General features: G+C 30.0%; 20 protein-coding genes. All 20 read right to left on the bottom strand.

What is annotated here, in order from left to right; all coding sequences use genetic code 11:
* Positions 1-119: 119 nt before the first annotated feature.
* Entirely contained in the window at positions 120-1,112 is a 993-nt protein-coding gene (locus T483_RS0124350; RefSeq protein WP_026889164.1) for an NAD(P)H-dependent glycerol-3-phosphate dehydrogenase, read from the bottom strand.
* 2 nt (positions 1,113-1,114) lie between these two features.
* Positions 1,115-2,431 carry a ribosome biogenesis GTPase Der gene (gene der, locus T483_RS0124345; RefSeq protein ID WP_026889163.1) on the bottom strand — a complete coding sequence of 439 codons (1,317 nt, stop codon included), beginning with the start codon at positions 2,429-2,431 and terminating at the stop codon, positions 1,115-1,117.
* A gap of 58 nt (positions 2,432-2,489) precedes the next feature.
* A complete protein-coding gene (locus T483_RS0124340; RefSeq protein WP_026889162.1) occupies positions 2,490-3,824 on the bottom strand; it encodes a DUF512 domain-containing protein in 1,335 nt (444 codons plus the stop codon).
* A gap of 150 nt (positions 3,825-3,974) precedes the next feature.
* Complete coding sequence (gene phoU, locus T483_RS0124335; protein WP_026889161.1) at positions 3,975-4,637, bottom strand: phosphate signaling complex protein PhoU; 663 nt, start codon at positions 4,635-4,637, stop codon at positions 3,975-3,977.
* Positions 4,638-4,954: 317 nt separating this feature from the next.
* A complete protein-coding gene (phoU, locus tag T483_RS0124330) occupies positions 4,955-5,617 on the bottom strand; it encodes a phosphate signaling complex protein PhoU (protein WP_026889160.1) in 663 nt (220 codons plus the stop codon).
* A gap of 18 nt (positions 5,618-5,635) precedes the next feature.
* Entirely contained in the window at positions 5,636-6,385 is a 750-nt protein-coding gene (pstB, locus tag T483_RS0124325; protein ID WP_026889159.1) for a phosphate ABC transporter ATP-binding protein PstB, read from the bottom strand.
* 9 nt (positions 6,386-6,394) lie between these two features.
* The gene (gene pstA / locus T483_RS0124320; protein ID WP_026889158.1) at positions 6,395-7,279 is read right to left on the bottom strand and encodes a phosphate ABC transporter permease PstA; all 885 of its coding nucleotides are present in this window, start codon (positions 7,277-7,279) and stop codon (positions 6,395-6,397) included.
* Positions 7,279-8,172, bottom strand: a complete 894-nt coding sequence (pstC, locus tag T483_RS0124315; RefSeq protein WP_026889157.1) for a phosphate ABC transporter permease subunit PstC — start codon at positions 8,170-8,172, stop codon at positions 7,279-7,281. Before pstC ends, pstA begins: the two co-directional genes overlap by 1 nt.
* Before the next feature lie 23 nt (positions 8,173-8,195).
* On the bottom strand, positions 8,196-9,104 hold the full coding sequence (locus T483_RS0124310) for a phosphate ABC transporter substrate-binding protein (RefSeq protein ID WP_026889156.1): 909 nt from the start codon (positions 9,102-9,104) through the stop codon (positions 8,196-8,198).
* 202 nt (positions 9,105-9,306) lie between these two features.
* The gene (locus T483_RS0124305; protein WP_026889155.1) at positions 9,307-11,013 is read right to left on the bottom strand and encodes a sensor histidine kinase; all 1,707 of its coding nucleotides are present in this window, start codon (positions 11,011-11,013) and stop codon (positions 9,307-9,309) included.
* 2 nt (positions 11,014-11,015) lie between these two features.
* On the bottom strand, positions 11,016-11,717 hold the full coding sequence (locus T483_RS0124300) for a winged helix-turn-helix domain-containing protein (protein ID WP_026889154.1): 702 nt from the start codon (positions 11,715-11,717) through the stop codon (positions 11,016-11,018).
* A 15-nt stretch (positions 11,718-11,732) separates the two neighbouring features.
* Complete coding sequence (gene pgeF, locus T483_RS0124295) at positions 11,733-12,473, bottom strand: peptidoglycan editing factor PgeF (protein WP_026889153.1); 741 nt, start codon at positions 12,471-12,473, stop codon at positions 11,733-11,735.
* A 277-nt stretch (positions 12,474-12,750) separates the two neighbouring features.
* Positions 12,751-13,200: a transcriptional regulator NrdR gene (gene nrdR / locus T483_RS0124290; RefSeq protein ID WP_011968463.1), complete on the bottom strand. Its 450-nt coding sequence runs from the start codon at positions 13,198-13,200 to the stop codon at positions 12,751-12,753.
* Positions 13,201-13,270: 70 nt separating this feature from the next.
* The gene (locus T483_RS0124285) at positions 13,271-13,540 is read right to left on the bottom strand and encodes a YlmC/YmxH family sporulation protein (RefSeq protein WP_026889152.1); all 270 of its coding nucleotides are present in this window, start codon (positions 13,538-13,540) and stop codon (positions 13,271-13,273) included.
* 40 nt (positions 13,541-13,580) lie between these two features.
* Positions 13,581-14,354, bottom strand: coding sequence for an RNA polymerase sporulation sigma factor SigG (gene sigG, locus T483_RS0124280; protein ID WP_011968461.1), 774 nt, complete (start codon positions 14,352-14,354; stop codon positions 13,581-13,583).
* Positions 14,355-14,436: 82 nt separating this feature from the next.
* Positions 14,437-15,144 carry an RNA polymerase sporulation sigma factor SigE gene (gene sigE / locus T483_RS0124275; protein WP_026889151.1) on the bottom strand — a complete coding sequence of 236 codons (708 nt, stop codon included), beginning with the start codon at positions 15,142-15,144 and terminating at the stop codon, positions 14,437-14,439.
* On the bottom strand, positions 15,119-15,961 hold the full coding sequence (locus T483_RS29820) for a sigma-E processing peptidase SpoIIGA (RefSeq protein ID WP_035790574.1): 843 nt from the start codon (positions 15,959-15,961) through the stop codon (positions 15,119-15,121). Before T483_RS29820 ends, sigE begins: the two co-directional genes overlap by 26 nt.
* 587 nt (positions 15,962-16,548) lie before the next feature.
* Complete coding sequence (ftsZ, locus tag T483_RS0124265) at positions 16,549-17,688, bottom strand: cell division protein FtsZ (protein ID WP_026889150.1); 1,140 nt, start codon at positions 17,686-17,688, stop codon at positions 16,549-16,551.
* A gap of 14 nt (positions 17,689-17,702) precedes the next feature.
* Entirely contained in the window at positions 17,703-18,956 is a 1,254-nt protein-coding gene (locus T483_RS0124260; protein ID WP_026889149.1) for a cell division FtsA domain-containing protein, read from the bottom strand.
* 99 nt (positions 18,957-19,055) lie between these two features.
* Positions 19,056-20,087: a type IV pilus twitching motility protein PilT gene (locus T483_RS0124255; protein ID WP_026889148.1), complete on the bottom strand. Its 1,032-nt coding sequence runs from the start codon at positions 20,085-20,087 to the stop codon at positions 19,056-19,058.
* Positions 20,088-20,632 lie beyond the last annotated feature (545 nt).

Below are 20,632 nucleotides of genomic sequence, written 5' to 3'. Positions count from 1 at the left end.
AAGTGGGGACAACTTTTCTCTTAGAACCTTGTAGCAAAATCTCATAGTCAGACGTAACAAATATATATATAATTCCGGTTAGTCACCACCACATACTTATAATTTTGATGTTATAAATATTAAAATAATTCACTCTTTTTATCTCTATTCATAAGTTCGTCAATAATTGATTTAGCATTCTTCCCTTCAAATAATCCCTTATAAAGTCCATCCGTTATAGGCATTGATATACCTATTCTTTCCTTTAGTTGATAAAAGGCTCTACAAGCCTTTACTCCCTCAACAACCATTCCTACTTCTTTTAAAGCATCTTCAAGAGACATACCTTTACCTATTAATAAACCAGCCCTTCTATTTCTAGAATGCATAGATGTACAGGTAACTATTAAATCGCCCATACCAGTTAATCCGTAAAAAGTTTCTGCTCTTCCACCAAGTGATATTCCAACTCTAGAAATTTCCTTCATTCCCCTAGTTAGTAGTGCAGCTTTTGTATTATCTCCATACCCAAGACCGTCTATAACCCCTGCTGCTAACGCAATTACATTCTTTACAGCGCCACCAACTTCTACCCCTATTATATCGTCATTAGTATAGACTCTAAAATATGGTGTCATAAATAAATCTTGAACATCAGTAGCAAATTTCATTTCTTTAGATGTACTAACTATAGTAGTTGGTATCTTCATTACCACTTCCTCTGCATGGCTTGGTCCTGATAATATAACAACTGGATTATCTAATTCTTCTTCAATTACAACTGATAATCTTTTATCCGTATCTTCTTCAATACCTTTTGCAATAGATATTATTGGAATATCCTTAGGGATTTTTCCCTTAATAGCTACACACATATTTCTAATCACATGAGATGGTACTGACAAAACTATATAGTCAGCGCCATCTATTGCTTCTTCAATACTATTAAATGCAGTTACTCCTTTAGGAATCGCTAAATCTTTCATATACTTTTCATTTGTTTTCTTAATGTTTATTTCGTTAACAACATTCTTATCTCTATCGTATATATTAACAACATTATTTTTTTCTGCAAGTAAAACAGCTAAGGCGCTTCCAAAGCTTCCTCCTCCTAAAAAAGTAATTTTACTCATAACTATTCCTTTCTTTGTCTGTATTCAATTTGTATTCCAGTTCCTTTGAAATCAAAACTATCTCTTAATTGATTTTCCAAATACCTTTCGTATGAGAAGTGTCTTGCACTTTCATCATTTATAAAGAATACAAATTTAGGCGGTTTAGTTGCAACTTGAGTTGCATAATAGATTTTCATTCTCTTAATTCCAACAACAGGTGGTTCCTTCATAAGTACAGCTTTACTTATAACATCATTTAATATCCCTGTTGAAATTCTCTTATTGTAATTATCATAGCAATATCTTGCTAACTTAAGCACTTTATTAGTTCTTTGCCCTGTTAATGCAGAGATAAATAAGTATTCAGCATAACTTAAGAACTTTAAATTTGATTGTAGATCCTTTTTAAATTTATCTAAAGTTTTATCATCTTTTTCAACCAAATCCCATTTATTAACAATAACCATAATGGCTTTTCTCAATTCATGAGCATAACCTATTATTTTTTCATCTTGTTCTGTAATTCCTTCTGTTGCATCAATCATAAGTATACAAACGTCCGCTCTTTCTATAGCAGCATAAGTTCTTATAACACTATATCTCTCAATTTCTTCTTTTACTTTACTCTTTCTTCTAAGTCCAGCAGTATCAACTAAGATAAATTTACCTTCCTCTGTTTCTAAATGACTATCTATTGAATCTCTTGTAGTTCCTGGAATATCAGAAACTATTACTCTTTCTTCTCCAAGCAATTTATTAATTAAAGAAGACTTTCCTACATTAGGTTTACCGATCATAGCTATTCTGATAAATTCATCCTCTTCTTCATCATAAATAGATTTATCAAAATGCTTAACTACCTCATCAAGCATATCACCAAGACCTAATCCTTGCCCTGCTGATATTGCTATTGGCTCACCTATTCCTAAATTATAAAATTCATACGCATTATTTTCATCTTTTAAATTGTCGACTTTATTAACAACTAAAACCACTGGTTTTTTGCTCTTTCTAAGCATAGTAGCAACTTCATTGTCTGCAGCAGTTAATCCTTCTTTACCATCAACTATAAATATTATTACATCTGCCGTCTCAATTGCAATATTCGCTTGTCTTCTCATTTGTTTTATTATGATATCATTATTCTCTGGTTCAATACCACCTGTATCAATCATAGTAAAATTATAACTCAGCCATTCAGCCTCTGCATACACTCTATCTCTTGTAACTCCTGGTGTATCTTGAACTATTGAAATTCTTTTCCCTGCTAATTTATTAAATAACGTTGATTTTCCAACATTTGGTCTTCCAACTATAGCAACTATCGGTTTACCCATTAAAATTCCTCCTCTTTATATTTAGACATATTCAAAAATAACAAGCCAGCACGCTAGTCTATTTTTCTTCATATGCCTCATTAAGTTTTTCTATTAAATCTTCACCTGTGTAGTCAACTACTATTACCTTAACATCTAAAGCTGATTCAATATCTTTAATTTTAATATCATCCAGCATTATCTGCTCATTTGAATCAGATAGTTCGTAGCCTTTTCTAAACATGTTATTAGACATTATTAAATACTTACTATTTATTATTCCCCTCATCTGATTTATTATATCAGTTCCAGTTAAAAGTCCTGCTATAGTAATAGTTTCTCCAAAATAATGATTCACTATTTTGTAGACATCAAGCTGTATATTAGGATTTTTACATTTAATTTTATTGCTGGCTTCAAATAACTCATTATACGCCAGCTCTCCTGTAACTATAGAAAAGCTTCCCTTCATATTTAAATCTAAATCATCCAAGGTGCTATCTATGGCATCTCTAAAACACCTAACCATTCCTATACCATCTTCTATTTGATGATAATCATCATAAAATTCCTGATTCGGAATTTCTTTATCTGCGACTAAATAAAATTCATCAGATAATCTCACAAATGGCTTACCAGTTTCTTTAATATATCTATCTTGCAATTCTTTAATATTATTGATTTCCTCAATAGATTGTTCCTTTGTATACGTATTAACATGTTTAAGTCCTTGCCTAAACTTAGTAATACCTATTGGAACTACTGCTACATCTGAGACTTCTGGATAAAGTTTATATAAATCTTCAATTGTTCTTTTAAGTTCATTCCCATTATTTATTCCTGGAACACAAACTATTTGTGCATTCATTGTAATTCCTGCATCAGCTAGTCTTTGCATCCTTTCAAGAACATTACCTGCAAATCTGTTATTTAACATCTGAACTCTTAATTCTGGATTTGTTGTATGTACAGAAATATTAATTGGACTTATATGATATTTTATTATCCTATCAATGTCCTCATCTTTCATATTTGTTAATGTCACGAAATTTCCTTGTAAAAATGATAATCTTGAATCATCATCTTTAAAGTATAATGTTTCTCTCATTCCTTTAGGCAGCTGATCAATAAAACAAAATATACATTTGTTACTGCATGATTTTGCTTTATCCATAATGCCCCCGCCAAATTCTATCCCTATATCTTCACCATACTCTTTTTCAATTTCAATTTCCCATATCTCACCACTAGGTTTTTCTATCTCTAAGACAATCTCTTCGTCTGCAGACAAAAATTTATAATCTATGATATCATTTATTTCCTTATTATTGATAGATACTAAGATATCATTTTCTTCTATCCCGACTTCCTCTGCAATGCCATTAGAGGTTACTTTTGTTATAATATTTTTCATTTTTTCACCCCTTATTATAACATTCTTATCTTTGTTATATTACATTAAACCCTTAGTTAAGTCAACAATTCATATTGTTAAAACATATTTAAAAAATTAGAACAAAAAAATGTTCTTAGTAAAAAGAACATTTTCCTACATTATATATTCCTATTCATTTAAATCAACATAAGCTCCTGTTTTTGAAAAAACTGTCCATTCACATATATTAGTTACGTGATCCCCTATTCTTTCCAAATACTTTATTACAAATAACAATTGGGTTCCTTCCTGAAGTAAGCTTTCATCTTTTTTTATTGCTTTAATAAACGAAGCAAACAGCGATCTATATATAGTATCTATCTCATCATCCTTTTTGCAAATCCTATATGCCATTTCATCATCATCATTAACGTGTGAGTCTATAGATGCCTTTATCATATATCTTGCTTTTCTTTCCATATCCCATAGATCCTCTGAAACTTTTTTGAGAGAATTAACATTCTTACCGATTCGTTTTGTTATTTTGCAAATATCCACTGCATAATCTGCTATTCTTTCTAAATCTGTCACTATTTTCGAAACAGTAAATACTCTTCTCAAGTCTGTCGCCAAAGGCTGCTCTGCTGCAATAAACTTAATGCACTGCTCTTCTATTACTTTTTGTAATTCGTCAACTTTATCATCAGCTTTAATAATTTCATCTGCTGATTCCACATTGCAATTCTTTAAACACTGCATGCTTTCATATATCTGCTTTTCCACTAAATCTGCCATAATTACTAATTGCCTATTTATATTCTTTACTTTAGTATCTTGTGATCCTCTTGTCATTCTTCCATTGCCCCTTTATCCTTAAATTCATCGTTTACACCTAATTATACCTTAGTTACATACACAAAATATGCGTCGCAGACTACGTGTTTCTGCCACTTTTAAAAATCACCATAGCTTTGATTATAATTTTCTAAATAATAAAAAATATCATTAATTAAATTACCACGAGTTATCTTATTATATGATATATTTTCTTTATACTTCTAATTTATTTTTTCATATTACATTAATATAATACCTAAATCAAGAAATTCATATCAAATGATAAAAATGTCCTCAATAAACCAAGGACACTTTTTAATACTTATACATTATTATTCATTTAAATCAACATAGGAACCTGTTTTTGAAAAAATAGTCCATTCACATATATTAGTTACATGATCTCCTATTCTCTCTAAATACTTTATTGCAAACAGTAATTGAGTTCCTTCTTGAAGTAAACTTTCATCCACTTTTATCGAATTAATTAAAGTGGAAAATAACGATTTATAGAATGCATCTATCTCATCATCCTTTTCACAAACCTTATATGCCATTTCTTCATCTTCATTAATATATGAATCTACAGCAGCTCTTATCATCGCTCTTACTTTATCATCCATCTCCCATAATTCTTCCGAACCCTTTTCAAATGAACTTATTTTTTTCCCAATTCGCTTTGTTATCTTGCAGATATCTACTGCATAGTCTGCCATTCTCTCTAAATCCGTCACTATTTTAGATGCCGTAAATACTCTTCTTAAATCTGTGGCAAGCGGCTGTTCAGTTGCGATGAATTTAATACATTCCTCTTCTATCATTTTCTGCATATCATCAACAATATCATCATCCTTTATAATTTGCTCCGCCTTTTCTAAATCATATTTCTTTAAACTTAACAAACTCTCGTATATTTGCTTTTCAACTAAGCTAGACATTTTTAATAGCTCTCTATTTATATTTTTTACCCTTGCATCCTGCGATCCTCTTGTCATAATTATCATTGCCCCCTTTTAGCCAAATCTACCTGTAATATAATCTTCCGTTCTCTTATCTCTTGGATTATAAAATATGTCTTCTGTTTTTCCGTACTCTATAACTTCTCCATTTAAAAAGAATGCAGTTTTATCAGCTATTCTTCCTGCTTGCTGCATATTATGAGTTACAATGATAACTGTATATTTCTTCTTTAGTTCATCCATAAGTTCTTCCATTTTTCCGGTTGATATTGGATCTAATGCAGATGTTGGTTCATCCATTAAAATTACTTCTGGTGAAACTGCCAAGGTTCTAGCAATACATAATCTTTGTTGCTGACCTCCTGACATTCCAAGCGCACTTGATTTTAACCTATCTTTAGTCTCATCCCAAAGCGCTGCTCCCCTTAAACTTTTTTCTACTATCTCATCTAAGATCTTCTTATTTTTTGTACCATGTATTCTAGGCCCATATGCAATGTTATCATAAATTGACATTGGAAATGGATTTGGCCTTTGGAATACCATTCCGATTCTTTCTCTTAAATATATATCATCATAATCCTTATATATATCCTTACCTTCAAAAAACACTTCCCCTGTTATTCTTACGATTTCGATCAAATCATTCATTCGATTTAAAGTTCTCAAGAAAGTTGATTTCCCGCAGCCTGAAGGTCCAATGAGCGCTGTAACTTCATTTTTATTTATAGATATATTTATATCTTTAAGAGCTTTATTATCACCATAATATAAACATAAATCTTTTGTTTCTATAATATTCATAACTATCTCCTACTTCCCACTATAAGCTTTCATCAATCTATTTCCAATTAATCTTGCACAAACATTAAATAAAAGAACTACTATTATAAGCACAGCTGCTGTTCCGTTAGCTATTTGAGCCGCATCAACCACTGCACCTTCTGAATTTAGCTTCCATATATGAACAGCTAACGTTTCTGCTGGTCTAAAAAGTGAAAATGCCGAACTGTTTCCTGATATACTTATTGTATTAAAATTTAAATTTTTAGAACTTAATCCTGCAGTATATAAAAATGCTGCTGCCTCACCAAAAATTCTTCCTGCTGCTAATATTATACCCGTTAATATTTCTGCCATAGCTGTTGGAACTGTGAGCCTAGCTAATGTTTGCCATCTAGTTGCTCCAAGCCCTAAAGATGCTTCCTTTACCCTTTTACTTGCTGTATTTATTGCATTTTCTGAAATTCTAGTCATTGAAGGTATATTTAATATACTTACAGATAAAGCACCTGCAAGTATTGAATATCCCCATCCGGCCATATTGACAAAAACTAATAATCCAAACATACCAATAACAATAGATGGAAGTGAAGACATTGTTTCAAGAGACATTCTTATAAATTTAAGAATGGGTCCTTCTTTAGCATACTCTGCCAAATAAATTCCCGCTCCAACTCCAATAGGAATTGTTATAACCAAAGAAATAACAAGCATATAAAACGAATTAAATAACTGCGGCGCTATTCCTCCACCTGCTCCTGTCAATTTAGGATTACCAAAAAGAAATGATGGCTTTAACATGCTTCCACCTTTATATAAAATATATAAAATAAATGCACCAAGTAAAACAACTATGAACATACTTATTATATAAAATACAATTGTCGCAATTTTATCCACCTTTTTTGCATTCATTATATTGCACTCCTTTTCTCAATTATTCTTACTATAACTATAAATATAAAAGAAATCACAAGTAAAATTAGTGCTAATGTCCATAATGCATCATTCCATGGAGTTCCGCCGACAGTATTAGCCATATCCATTGTTATTATACTTGTTAATGTTGACATTGAAGAAACAATGCTATCAGGTATTTTTACAGTGTTACCAATTACCATTTGAACTGCTAATGCTTCTCCAAAAGCTCTTGCAATACCAAGTACCACACCTGTCAATATTCCTGATTTAGCACCTGGAACTATTATCCTGTAAATCGTCTGCCATCTTGTAGCTCCAAGTCCATATGATGCCTCAATATGATCTTGAGGTATTGTTCTTATAGCATCTATAGATAACGTTGCTATAGTTGGTAAAATCATTAATGATAAAACTAAAATCCCTGCGATTAAAGAAAATCCCATTCCGCCAAAATTTCCTTTTATAAATGGCACTAACACAGAAATGCCAACCCAACCATAAACAACAGAAGGTATTCCAACCAATACTTCTAATGAAGGTTTAATTATTTTTTTTCCAAATTTACTTGATATGACATTCACAAATATCGCCAAAGCAATAGCAATAGGTGCACTTATAACTACTGCACCTACTGATACTAAGGTTGACCCCAAGATGAAAGCGAGAGCTCCAAAGGAAGGCTCTCCACCTTTGTTTGGCTTCCAATTATTTGTGAACAAAAATTCTGTGACACTATATCCATCTTTTGTGAATATTCTTATCCCTTTTGACGCTATGAATACTATGATTGATATTGTTATCACTATTATTAATATTCCACATAGCCCTGCAAAGCCTTGGCCCAAATACTCATTTTTAAGCCTTTCTTTAAAACTTCTTTTTTCCATCTTTACTCATCCCTTAATTGAAATTATTTTACTTTCATTTCACTTCCTGAAACAAATCCTAAATTATCTAAAACTGATTTATCAACTTTGTTTGTAACATAATCTATAAAACTCTTAGATACTCCTGTTGCTTCGCCTTTAGTGTACATATGTCCCCATGACCAGAACTTATATGATCCGTCAGCTATATTTGCTTTTTCAGCTGCAACTCCATCAAGTTTTACTATTTTTATAGCATCCTTAGCTTCTTGTGTGTTCATATATGCAAGGCCTAAATAACTAATTGCACCATCATTTTGTTTCATTGCACTTAAAACTGCTCCATTTGAATCTTGAGTTACTCCTAACGATTCATTTTCTGCTGATTTATCTCCACCAAGAATTACTTTTTCAAATGTTGCTCTTGTTCCAGAACCCGCTGTTCTATGAACTAATAATATTGGCTTATCAGGTCCTCCAACTTCTTTCCAGTTAGTTACTTTACCAGAGAATATATCTTTGATTTGAGCTGATGTTAAATTATCTATTCCAAGTGATTTGCTTACTGCAACACCAAAGCCTTCTGCCACAACTTGATGATCAACTAGCTGACTTGCTTTATCTTTGTCTAATTTTTCTTCTGCAAAAATATCTGAATTTCCTATATTTACTGATCCGTCTAACACTTGAGTAAGACCTGTTCCTGATCCACCTGCTTGAGCACTAATTTGTGCATCTGGATTTTCCTTGTTATATGTTTCAATTGCTTGTTCCATTAATGGAAGCAATGCAGATGAACCACTCATTGTTATTGACCCACTTACTTTATCGCTTGATTCAGTCTTTGTACCTGTTTCTGATTTATTTGATGAGCTTCCACACCCAACCATTGCACTTCCTATAACTGTAACTAATAAAGCCCCTACGACTAATTTTAAAGTTCTTTTTTTCATTATAAATTCCCTCCATCAATAAATTCGACATAAATTATGTTGGTTAAATTGTTTCTTATTACATATCCTATAATATACCCCTTTAGTTAATCTATTATTAGAATAATGTTAAGTTATATTAGAGTGGTGTTAAGAAAATTTAACATACTTTTGATAATAATTAAAAAATGCGCAAAGCTCTTGCCACTTTGCGCATTATTTGTTATAAATATGGAATTTTCACTTCAAAGCATGTTCCTACTCCAAGCTCACTTTTAACATAAATATCTCCGTTAAAAATTTTAACAATATGTTTTACAATTGCTAAACCAAGTCCTGTTCCACCTTTTTTTCTTGATTTATCAACTCTATAAAATCTTTCGAAGATTCTCGATATATCCTCCCTAGGTATTCCTATTCCATTATCCTTTACTCTTAGGCAATAATATTTATCTTCATTATAGCTTAATACTTCAACTTTTCCAGAAGCATCCTTAGAGTATTTTATTGCATTTTCTATTAAATTCAAAGCTAGTTGATGAAATTTATCTCTATCTCCAAAAATCTTCTCATTATTCTCATCTTTAAATTCTAATTTAATATTTTTATTAATAGCAGTTTTTCTCATGATATTAATTACTTCTTCAATTACTGACCCTGGCTCAAACTCATGCATATCAACAGCTAGATTACTTTCAATATTAGATAACACTAATATATCGTTTATAAGCCTTGATAATCGTTCAGCTTCTTTATCTATAATATCTAAAAATTTCTCTCTTGTTTCATCATCCTTAACAAATTTTAAAGTTTCAGCAAATCCCTTTATAGATGTTAACGGAGTCTTCAATTCATGAGATACATTTGCAACAAACTGGCTTCTCATAAGTTCTACTCTATTTATATCAGTTATGTCTTGAAAAGTTATAACCTTTCCTACGCCTTCCATTCCATCTACCATAGCCGATTTCTTGATTTTGAAATCCCTTTCTATTGGATGACGTATTTTTATTTCTTTATCACTTACATCATCTTGTTCTAAGAATTTGATTATATCATAGTCCTTTATATAGTCTAATAAACATTCACCTACGATATTTTTCTTAATACCAAGCAACGATTCTGCACATGGATTAATCGAAATTACCATATTGCAATTATCCACAGCTATAACGCCGCTTTCCATACTCTTCAATATCGATTCTATTTTATTTTGATTGTCTATAACTTCACGAATCTTTATTTGTAACTGTTCAGCCATATTATTGAAGCTATTTCCTAACGTTCCAAGTTCATCATTTGTCTTAATATTAGCTCTTATTTCATAATCTCCATGAGTCATTTTCAGAGTTACACTTTCTAGCTCTTTAACTGGATCAACAATTTTTTTAACTAGTCTTAATGATAAAAACAAAGAAAACGGCATAACCACAAGCAATATTCCTAAACAATACTTGATATTTTCTTTAAGTATTATAGTAACAGAATTTATGCTTACGGAGCTTCTAATTACAAAATTATTGTTAAGCCTATTTGCATAATATATTAAATCAGACTTAATTGTCTCACTATATCTTTTTGAATAACCTTCGCCAGTTTCCATTGCTTTCTTAACTTCTTCTCTGTCTTTATGATTTTCATTACTTTTCTGCTCGTTATCATATAAGACTACTCCATTATCATCTATAAGTGTAAATCTTACATCTATACTATTTATTTTCGTATTACTTAATGCTTTTAACTCTTCATAATCATTTCTACTTATATCAGTAACATCATTAAGTTCAGAAATCAGTAAATTTATATTTCTAAGTTGTTCTTTTGTATTTTTAATTTGCTCTAAATTTATTATTGTAATAAAAGAAGATGCTACAATTAATAGTGCAAATAGCACTGTTATAATAACTGAAGTTAATATTTTATTTCTCATTTTTACTCAGCTGGGTTAAATCTATAACCTACTCCCCTTATAGTTTCAATAAATCTTGGATTTTTATCATCTTCCTCTATCTTCTTTCTAAGATATCTTATATGAACATCTACAGTTCTTGTTTCTCCTATATACTCATAACCCCAAATCTTATCCAATAGAGTTTCCCTTTTTAATATTCTTCCTTTATTTTTTATTAGTATTTGTAAAAGTTCAAATTCTTTTAAAGTTAAATCAACCTTTCTATCATTCACATATACTTCATGACGTTCAAAGTCCACTTTAAGGTTTTCTGAATTATATACATCATCTTCTGTCTCATTAAATGAGCTTGTTCTTCTTAAAACTGCCTTTACTCTGGCAAGTAATTCTCTAACCGAAAATGGTTTTGTTATATAATCATCAGCTCCAAGCTCTAATCCAAGTATCTTATCCAATTCTTCGCCTTTAGCTGTTAACATTATTATTGATGTTTTTTTCATTTCAGCATCTCTCTTTATTTCCTTGCAAACATCAAAACCATCCATACCTGGCAACATTAAATCAAGTAATAACAAACTTGGCTTTTCAGATTTAGCTATTTTTACTGCGTCAATACCATTATTAGCACTTAAAACCTCATATCCAGCATTAAGCAAATTAAAATGTAATAATTCAACTATATGTTCCTCATCATCTACAATTAAAATTTTTTCATTAGCCATATTCCAATTTCCCCCTTAACGTGAAATAATAAAAGAAAACATTCTGCCATAGGAACCCTGAGATTTTCTGTATGAATGCAATTTAATCTCGCTACTGCAATAAGTACACAAGCCAAAACTATTTATATTAAAATCATTTATCCCGGCTTTCCTTAAATCATCTATTATGCACGCTTCAAGATTAAGATTATTTTCACTAAATAACTCTTTTTCATTTATTGTATCTTTTTTCTCAATAAACTTCTGCTTTAAATCCTTTGAAACTTCATAACAACATTTTCTAATATGTGGTCCTATATAAGCTTTAATATTTCTTCCATCAGATCCAAATTCATTTTTCATTTTATTGATTGTCTTTAATGTAATAGACTCGAAAGTACCTCGCCATCCGCTGTGTATTGCAGCTATAACTTCTTTTTCTTCATCAACCAATATAATTGGTACACAATCAGCAGTAAAAACTCCGATAATAACGTTTTTTTCATTTGTTATTATAGCGTCGCCTTCATCTTCTCTAATATTTTTCCCATCAACTTCATATTTTAATATCCTATCACTATGAATTTGTTTAATATATATTACATCATCTGCATTAAATTCTTTTTTTAATGAATTTAATTCTTTAATTCCTTCTTCCGTATTTCTATTAAAACTTCTTCCTTTTTCTGCATTTGTGAAGACAATTTGAAAATTCTTACCACCTATCATTGTAAAATCATCTTTAACTTCTAAGTCTTTCAGCTCTAATATATTCACTCTAATCCTCCAATAAATTAATACTTTTTTAATAAGGTATATGAAAATAACAGTCACAAAGCCACCATGAAATATTCTTATATACAGCTAGATACTTTTTATAATAATAAAATGATTGCTCCATTTAATTCATTTTAATTCTTTACTTAATATTAACATTTTATTAGCTGCTTGGCATCTTTATTAACTGAAGTTTAACCTATATATAACATTTTCCCACTCTTTTTTTCATTATAAAAAGGACATTGAAAACTTTTCAACATCCTTAATTATGTGATTATGTTCTAAGATTTTTTATTTCTTCTAGGAAAGTATCTATATCCTTAAATTGTCTATAAACTGACGCGAATCTTACATATGATATTTCATCTAACTCTTTCAATCTAGCCATAACCATTTCCCCTATTTCATTTGATGGGATTTCAGTAAGCATACTATTAGATATGGTTTTTTCTATATCATATGCTATTTCTTCGATTTGCTTTCTAGATATGGGTCTTTTTTGACATGCAATAATTAATCCATTAATTATTTTTTCTTTGTTGAAATTTTCTCTAGTTAAATCTTTTTTAATTACTAGGATTGGAAAATCCTCAATTTTTTCATATGTAGTATAACGCTTATTACACTTTAAACATTCACGCCTTCTTCTTATCGTTGTATTGTCATCTGTTGATCTTGAATCAACAACCTTACTTTCTTCAAATCCGCAAAATGGACATTTCATACTTTCATTCACCTCTTTGCTTTCGTATATCAAAACCTATACTTATTATAACTATATTTTTGAAATATGGCTATACATTGTTTGCATTTACTTTATCTTTATCTTTTGCCTTCACCAATATAACATCTGTTCCGATTTTTACTATATCGCTCCACAAAATCTCTTTTTCATCTTCTTTTGCAAACCATGATTTCATTTCTCCTGGTAATATTAACGCAACTATTTTATTTTCATCGCAGTCTATTTTAAAATCTTTTATAAACCCGATTTTAGTTCCTGTTAATACATCTATAACTTCCATATTTCTCATAGCATTGAGTGAATGTAATTCAAGTTCCATAATTATCCCCCACCATTATAATATTATTAAACTCTCATTCTTATACGTGTTTTCTCATATGCTTTAGTGCTGTTTTTTCTAATCTTGAAACTTGTGCTTGAGAAATTCCAATTTCATCTGCAACTTCCATTTGAGTTCTTCCATTGAAAAATCTTAAATTCAATATAAGCTTCTCTCTATCAGTAAGTTTTTTCATTGCTTCTTTTATTGAAATATTCTCAAGCCAATGTTCATCTGTATTTTTAGCATCGCTTATTTGATCCATTACGTAAATGGCATCTCCTCCATCATGATAAATTGGTTCAAACAGTGATACAGGATCTTGTATTGCATCTAACGCAAATACAACTTCTTCTCTTGGCAATTCAAGTTCCTTTGCAATTTGCGATATAGTAGGCTCTTTATTATTATCTTTTATAAATTTTTCTCTCATAATAAGCGCTTTATAAGCTATATCTCTTAAAGATCTACTTACCCTAATAGAATTATTATCTCTTAGGTATCTTCTAATTTCCCCAATTATCATAGGAACTGCATAAGTTGAAAATTTAACATTTTGAGACAAATCAAAATTATCTATTGATTTCATTAAGCCTATGCAGCCCACTTGGAATAAGTCATCGATATTTTCTCCTCTATTATTAAACCTTTGAATAACACTAAGTACTAATCTCAAATTTCCCTTTATAAAAGTTTCTCTTGCATTCTTATCTCCAGCTTGCATCTGTAAAAAAAGTTGCTTTTTTTCTTTTTCTTTAAGTATAGGGAGTTTTGAAGTATTAACGCCACATATTTCTACTTTGTTAATTATCACAAGTATTCACCCCTTCGAAAGTAATAATCCATTGCATTAAACATTATCTCCGATAGGCAATACTTTTATACTTGAAGACAAGCTAAATCATTCTACTTATTTCTTTTTTCAATCTTTTAATTATTTTTTTCTCTAATCTAGAAATGTAAGATTGCGAGATTCCAAGCATATCTGCGACCTCTTTTTGCGTCTTTTCTCTTGTCCCATTTAGACCAAATCTAAGTCTTACTATTTCTTTTTCTCTATCATTTAAACTCTTTAATGCCATAACTAATAATTGCTTATCTACTTCGTCTTCTATCAAATTATAAACAGTATCGTTTTCAGTTCCTAATATGTCAGACAATAAAAGTTCATTTCCATCCCAGTCAATATTAAGAGGTTCATAAAATGATATCTCAGCTTTTATCTTGCTATTTCTTCTTAGATACATAAGTATTTCATTTTCTATACATCTAGAAGCATAAGTTGCAAGCTTTATCTTTTTCTCTGGATTAAAAGTATTTACTGCTTTTATTAATCCAATAGTACCAACCGATATTAAGTCTTCTACATATACACCTGTATTCTCAAATTTTCTAGCTATATAAACAACTAATCTTAAATTTCTTTCAATTAAAGTACTTCTTGTATTTTCATCGCCACCATTTAATTTATTTACTAAATCTTCTTCTTCATCTTTTGATAATGGTGGTGGTAGAGCATCATTTCCTCCTACATAATATAGCTTTTTCCTAAATAACTTAAACTTGCATAATAATTTATTAAAAAACAGAACTAACTTTTCCATAAATATCCCCCTTATAGACTATTCCCCTTGATAATAAGGCATTAAACTCGCATTCTTTACTTAACTTTTCTTTGCATGGACATATTATTGCATCGACTTCTTCGTATAGATGATAATTATTTCTTATTTTTATATTGTTAACTTTTATACCTTTAAGACTTCCTCCATATCCAATTGAACTGTAAAGCACATGATAAGTATTAATACTATTGAAATCCACATCACCTATTAAATTTTCTTCAATTAAAATACACGGAAGATTTGTAATTGGTTCTCTAAGCTCGTTTCCAGTATCCAAAAAACTTTTAATACTATATTGCTTACCTTCTATATTAAACTCAATCTCAAAAACAAAATTCCTTACGAACAACTTGTCTCTAATGTATTCCACAAGCCTGCTAGAAATTATATACATAATCATTATCCCTAGAATAATATACTTAATTGAATACTTTTCTATTTTGAATGTACTTCCTAATAAATATAAGTTTTGCTTTAACGAAAATAGAAAACATACTCCACTCAAAGTAAATGTCATCATTAGAAATACAATTAGAATCTTGATCATATTAAGAATATTTGTTTTTCCATACACTATTCTGAGCATTATAAAAGCGACAATTAATTCAAACGGTAAACAGGACAATATATTTAACTGTGGAATAACTAAAACCAATGTATAAATTCCACCCAGTAAACTGGAGCTTAAGAGCGCAATTACCTTACATTTATGCTTTATGCATTTCATAGTTACTGTTAACAAAAAGAAATTTACTATACAATTTTCCAAAACCAAGGTATCAACATAAATTTCCATCTCAACGCCTCCAGTCTGTCTGGATTTTATTATATACTTCTTTCTCATAAAAATTTGTCACAATCACATTAAATATTTTTGTTTTTTTAATTGAACTTTTTACATTTATTTACAGTATATTTTTTTGTATTCTTTTTTATATTTAAAACTAACTTAATACGTAAAAATAAATTCTTTTATCTTATATAAATTTGCTAGAAATAAGTGGAATAAAATTCAATCAATTCTATTCTGAAATTAATTATGTAATTTAAATTCATAGATAAGTAATATTAAATTTGCACTTATGCGATAATCTACCTAAGTACAAATATTTTGATTGCGAAAAATTATGGATAATATTAAGTAAAACAAAATTGAAATTTTTCAAGTATATATGTTGCATTTCACAATTACGGCTAAAATTCTTGCAATATTTTTAGAATTATGATGAAGAATTATTTTGACAATATAATTTCCTATAAAATAAAAAAATAGAATGAAAGCTTATATATCAAAGACTAAAAAACCATTGTATGGATTTTTCTGCTTCTAAAACAAACTTTCATTCTATTTAACTTTATTTTTTAATAATATAAATTCCGATATTAATGTCTCTTTTGTCTTCTTAAAAAAACAGGTATATCTAAATCATCTTGTTCATAATTGTTAGATTTCATTTCTGGTTCTTTTACATCTACTGCAACTTCTTGCTGTTCTTTTGCTACTTCCTTAACTTGAGGTTGAGCTTTTTTAGGTTCTTCTACTATGGAAGCTAATGATAATCTGTTATTTTCACTTTCAAATCCAGTTGCTATAACAGTAATTCTTATTTCCTCGTTAAGACTTTCGTCTATAACAGCTCCCACAATTATATTCGCATCTGGATCAACAGCTTCACGAACAACATCTGCAGCATCATATACTTCTAATGCTCCAAGGTCTGCTCCACCAGTGAAGTTTATAATAACATCTGTAGCTCCATCTATTGATGTTTCTAAAAGCGGAGATGAAATTGCTTGTTTAACAGCATCTTGTGTCCTAGTATCACCTTTACCGAAACCAACTCCCATATGAGCTAATCCTTTATTAAGCATTACTGCCTTTATGTCTGCAAAGTCAGCATTAATTACACCTGTTATTGTAATTAAGTCTGAAATAGCTTGAACACCTTGTCTTAAAACTTCATCAGCTAATTTAAATGAATCCAACAACGTTGTTTTCTTATCAGCCATATTAAGTAATCTTTCATTAGGAATTATAACTAATGTATCAACTTTTTCTTTTAGTGTCGCTATTCCCATTTCAGCATGTCTCATTCTTCTTTTTCCTTCAAAAGGAAATGGTTTTGTAACTACACCTACAGTTAAAATCTCCATAGATTTAGCAATTTCTGCAACTATTGGTGCTGCACCTGTTCCTGTTCCGCCGCCCATACCAGCAGTAATAAATACCATATTTGCTCCCTTTATAGAAGCTGTTATTTCTTCCCTGCTTTCCTCTGCTGCTTTCTTTCCTATTTCTGGATTAGCGCCAGCTCCTAGTCCTTTAGTTAGCTTTTCACCTATTTGAATTTTTTGATTTGCATTAGAAAGCATAAGTGCTTGCTTATCTGTATTTATTGCAATAAATTCAACGTTCTTTAATCCTTCAACTATCATTCTATTTACGGCATTACTTCCACCGCCGCCACAACCAATAACTTTTATATTGGTTAACTCTTGCATATCTGTCTCAAAATCTAACAAAACAATTCCTCCCCTTAAAAAATCTTATCAAAAAAAACTTTAATTTTTTTTAGAATATGATTTTCACCTTCATTATTGTGTAAATGTTCTTTTTCATTAATTACTTTATTATCATTATGTTTATTAGTTAGAATTATATTATCATTCTCTAATAAATTTAATCTATCATATACCTCTTTAGCGATAGCCATAGAAGTTATATTTTCAGAATTTTTTATTCCCAAATCATTTTTTCTTATAACTTTAGTCTTTATTTTGAAAATTTTACGAACGATTTCATCAATATCTTCAAAATAATTAACTCCATCCCCATATAGAATTATACTACAAATTCTATCAGAATGACCAGTATTTTTTAATTTTATATTGATATGGCTTAATATTTCTTCAATTCTAGCATTTACCACTTCATAGAATAATTTCCTAGATACTTTAGTAGTTCCTACCTCAATTTCTTCTTCAAGCGAATTATCTAGATATAAAGCCTTATAATTACTAGAGTAGATCTTTTTCATATTATCTGCTTTTAAAAATGAAAACTTCCCGCAAATTGCTAAATCTTTAGTTATATTTTTTCCACCTATTGGAATAGTACTTATACTTTTAGGAATTCCATCTGTAAATAATGCCATATCAGTAGTTCCAGCTCCAATGTCTGCAATCACTATACTTTCTATAGAATTTTTTTCATTTAAGAACACTTGCTTTCCTACTAATATATTCAATTTTACAGATTCAATATTATACTGTGTTTTTCTAAAAAGTTCATAATATTTTTCCATTTCACTTTTGGCTGCTATTACTAAGGTAAGATTTATTTCAAGTTTACTTCCTTTCCAATTTAATATATCCTTGTGTATTACCTTGTTATCTAATATATAAAAATTGATAAGTACATCTACTATACATTCATCATTACTTACAGTAACGCTACTTTGTCCATTTTTTAATGCTTTTCTTATATCCGCACTTGTAACTTTTTCTTGAAGATTAACTACAGTTGTTGCTTCAGTAATTCTTATTTTATTAGAAGAAATTCCGATAGCTATTCCTTTAATTTTTACTCTTGTCTTCTCTTCCAACTCTTTTAATAAACTTACGGTAACATCTCTGCATTTATCAACATCTACTAACAAACCTTTATCTATACCTGCTGATTTGCACGATTGAGCTCCTAAAATTTTTAGTTCATCTTTTTCTCTAACCGCTACAGTAGCAGATAATTTTTGGGTACCAAAGTCTAAGGACGTAATTATCTCTTGTTGCATGATTAAATCTTTCCCTTCTCTGCAGAAAAAAGTCTACTAATTGCAATATATTCAACATATTTATTCAAATTCCTTTTTTATTTATACAGTTATTATTTTTTATTTATTATTTCTTATCCATTTCTCATATTCTTCTCTTGTTATAGTATTATTACTTACTAATCTTTTCAAATCCATCTCAATAGTCTGCATTCCAAATTTAGAGCCCATTTGAATAAAGCTGTTAATTTGCTCAAAGTTTCCTTCTCTTATAAGATTTTTTATACTAGAGGTACATACCATAATTTCCATTGCGGCAGTTCTGCCCTTTCCTGAAGCATTTGGTAATAATACTTGCGAAACAACTCCCCTAAGCAAAGATGATAATTGAATTTTCACTTCATTTTGATGGCCTGATTCAAAAGAATTTATAATTCTATATATACTATTTGCCGCTCCCATATTGTGCAAAGTGGAAAAAACTAAATGTCCTGTTTGTGCTGCTCTTAAAGCTATTTCAATTGTCTCAGGATCTCTCATTTCTCCAAGTAATATAACATCCGGATCTTGTCTTAAGGCAGCTCTAAGGCCCATTGCATAGCTTTTTGTATCTTGTCCAACTTCCCTTTGATTTACCATTGATTTCTTCGTTTCATAAATGTATTCTATTGGTTCTTCTAATGTGATAATATGCTTTTCTTTAGTCATATTTATTTCATTTACCATAGCAGCAAGTGTTGTACTTTTTCCAGATCCTGTTGGGCCAGTAACAAGAACTAATCCATCCTGTAATTCAGTAAAATCCTTTAACACAGATGCATCTGATATATCTCTAAGTTTGGGTATAGCTTCCTTTATAACTCTCATACATATAGCATAATTACCTTTGCATTTAAACGCATTAACTCTGAAGTTGCCTAAGCCAGGCTTATTATACTTAAAATCTATTTCTCCATTTTCTAAGAATTCTTCATATTTATTTGGCATTAAATCTCTAATATATTCTCCAACAACTTCGTGTGGCACAGCATTTTCATCTGCAATAACCAAATCACCATCTATTCTTACCATTGGTGGCAATTCTGAAGTCAAGTGAATATCTGATGCGCTAGTTAGATCAATTCTATCTAATAAGTTGTCTATTTTAGCCATAAGTTTTCTCCTCTAATCTATAATTTAAGAAAGTAAATTAGGTACATCAAAATAAATAACAAGTCCAAAACTACCACGGAATGTTCTTATACGCAGCATAGCTACTTTTTATAAGGTGTATATTTTTCATCCATCAGACAATTAAGTAAAGTGCAGCCAAAGCGAGCCTATTATGGCATTTTGCTGATAAACAGAGAACCAAAATCTATGATTTGGTGTAAATCGGTTAAGCAGACATCGAAATCTGTGATTTGATGATAGTCGCTTACTCTGTGAGTACTCAGTTAACGCATGTGAGTCTAGCTTCCAATTATAGAAAATAGACTAGCAGATGGACTTGTTATTTTTTGATTGTGCCTTATTAGTATATCTTATAAAAATAAGGTGCTATATTAAAAATAGCACCCTTGTTTCAAGTATGTCAATATTCTTTATATAAATATAGAATATTTATCCTTTCAACTTCTTTTAACATTACACTAATATGAATGAAAATGGATATTATTAAGTACATATATACTAAATAGCAGCGCATCGCTTCATAG

The sequence above is a fragment of the Clostridium beijerinckii HUN142 genome (assembly GCF_000621745.1).
GTDB classification, from domain to species: domain Bacteria; phylum Bacillota; class Clostridia; order Clostridiales; family Clostridiaceae; genus Clostridium; species Clostridium beijerinckii_A.
The sequence above is the reverse complement of the archived record's forward strand: the minus strand, read 5'-3'. Positions and strand labels throughout refer to the sequence as shown.

Bases quoted from the DNA above. Each gene is read 5' to 3' on its own strand.
- T483_RS29820 (WP_035790574.1), bottom strand. From the start codon at position 15,961: ATGGAAATTTATGTTGATACCTTGGTTTTGGAAAATTGTATAGTAAAT.
- phoU (WP_026889160.1), bottom strand. From the start codon at position 5,617: ATGACAAGAGGATCGCAGGATGCAAGGGTAAAAAATATAAATAGAGAG.
- T483_RS0124350 (WP_026889164.1), bottom strand. From the start codon at position 1,112: ATGAGTAAAATTACTTTTTTAGGAGGAGGAAGCTTTGGAAGCGCCTTA.
- phoU (WP_026889161.1), bottom strand. From the start codon at position 4,637: ATGACAAGAGGATCACAAGATACTAAAGTAAAGAATATAAATAGGCAA.
- T483_RS0124310 (WP_026889156.1), bottom strand. From the start codon at position 9,104: ATGAAAAAAAGAACTTTAAAATTAGTCGTAGGGGCTTTATTAGTTACA.
- pstA (WP_026889158.1), bottom strand. From the start codon at position 7,279: ATGAATGCAAAAAAGGTGGATAAAATTGCGACAATTGTATTTTATATA.
- pstB (WP_026889159.1), bottom strand. From the start codon at position 6,385: ATGAATATTATAGAAACAAAAGATTTATGTTTATATTATGGTGATAAT.
- T483_RS0124260 (WP_026889149.1), bottom strand. From the start codon at position 18,956: ATGCAACAAGAGATAATTACGTCCTTAGACTTTGGTACCCAAAAATTA.
- pstC (WP_026889157.1), bottom strand. From the start codon at position 8,172: ATGGAAAAAAGAAGTTTTAAAGAAAGGCTTAAAAATGAGTATTTGGGC.
- nrdR (WP_011968463.1), bottom strand. From the start codon at position 13,200: ATGAAATGTCCATTTTGCGGATTTGAAGAAAGTAAGGTTGTTGATTCA.
- T483_RS0124285 (WP_026889152.1), bottom strand. From the start codon at position 13,540: ATGGAACTTGAATTACATTCACTCAATGCTATGAGAAATATGGAAGTT.
- T483_RS0124340 (WP_026889162.1), bottom strand. From the start codon at position 3,824: ATGAAAAATATTATAACAAAAGTAACCTCTAATGGCATTGCAGAGGAA.
- T483_RS0124255 (WP_026889148.1), bottom strand. From the start codon at position 20,087: ATGGCTAAAATAGACAACTTATTAGATAGAATTGATCTAACTAGCGCA.
- sigE (WP_026889151.1), bottom strand. From the start codon at position 15,144: ATGGAAAAGTTAGTTCTGTTTTTTAATAAATTATTATGCAAGTTTAAG.
- der (WP_026889163.1), bottom strand. From the start codon at position 2,431: ATGGGTAAACCGATAGTTGCTATAGTTGGAAGACCAAATGTTGGAAAA.
- T483_RS0124305 (WP_026889155.1), bottom strand. From the start codon at position 11,013: ATGAGAAATAAAATATTAACTTCAGTTATTATAACAGTGCTATTTGCA.
- T483_RS0124300 (WP_026889154.1), bottom strand. From the start codon at position 11,717: ATGGCTAATGAAAAAATTTTAATTGTAGATGATGAGGAACATATAGTT.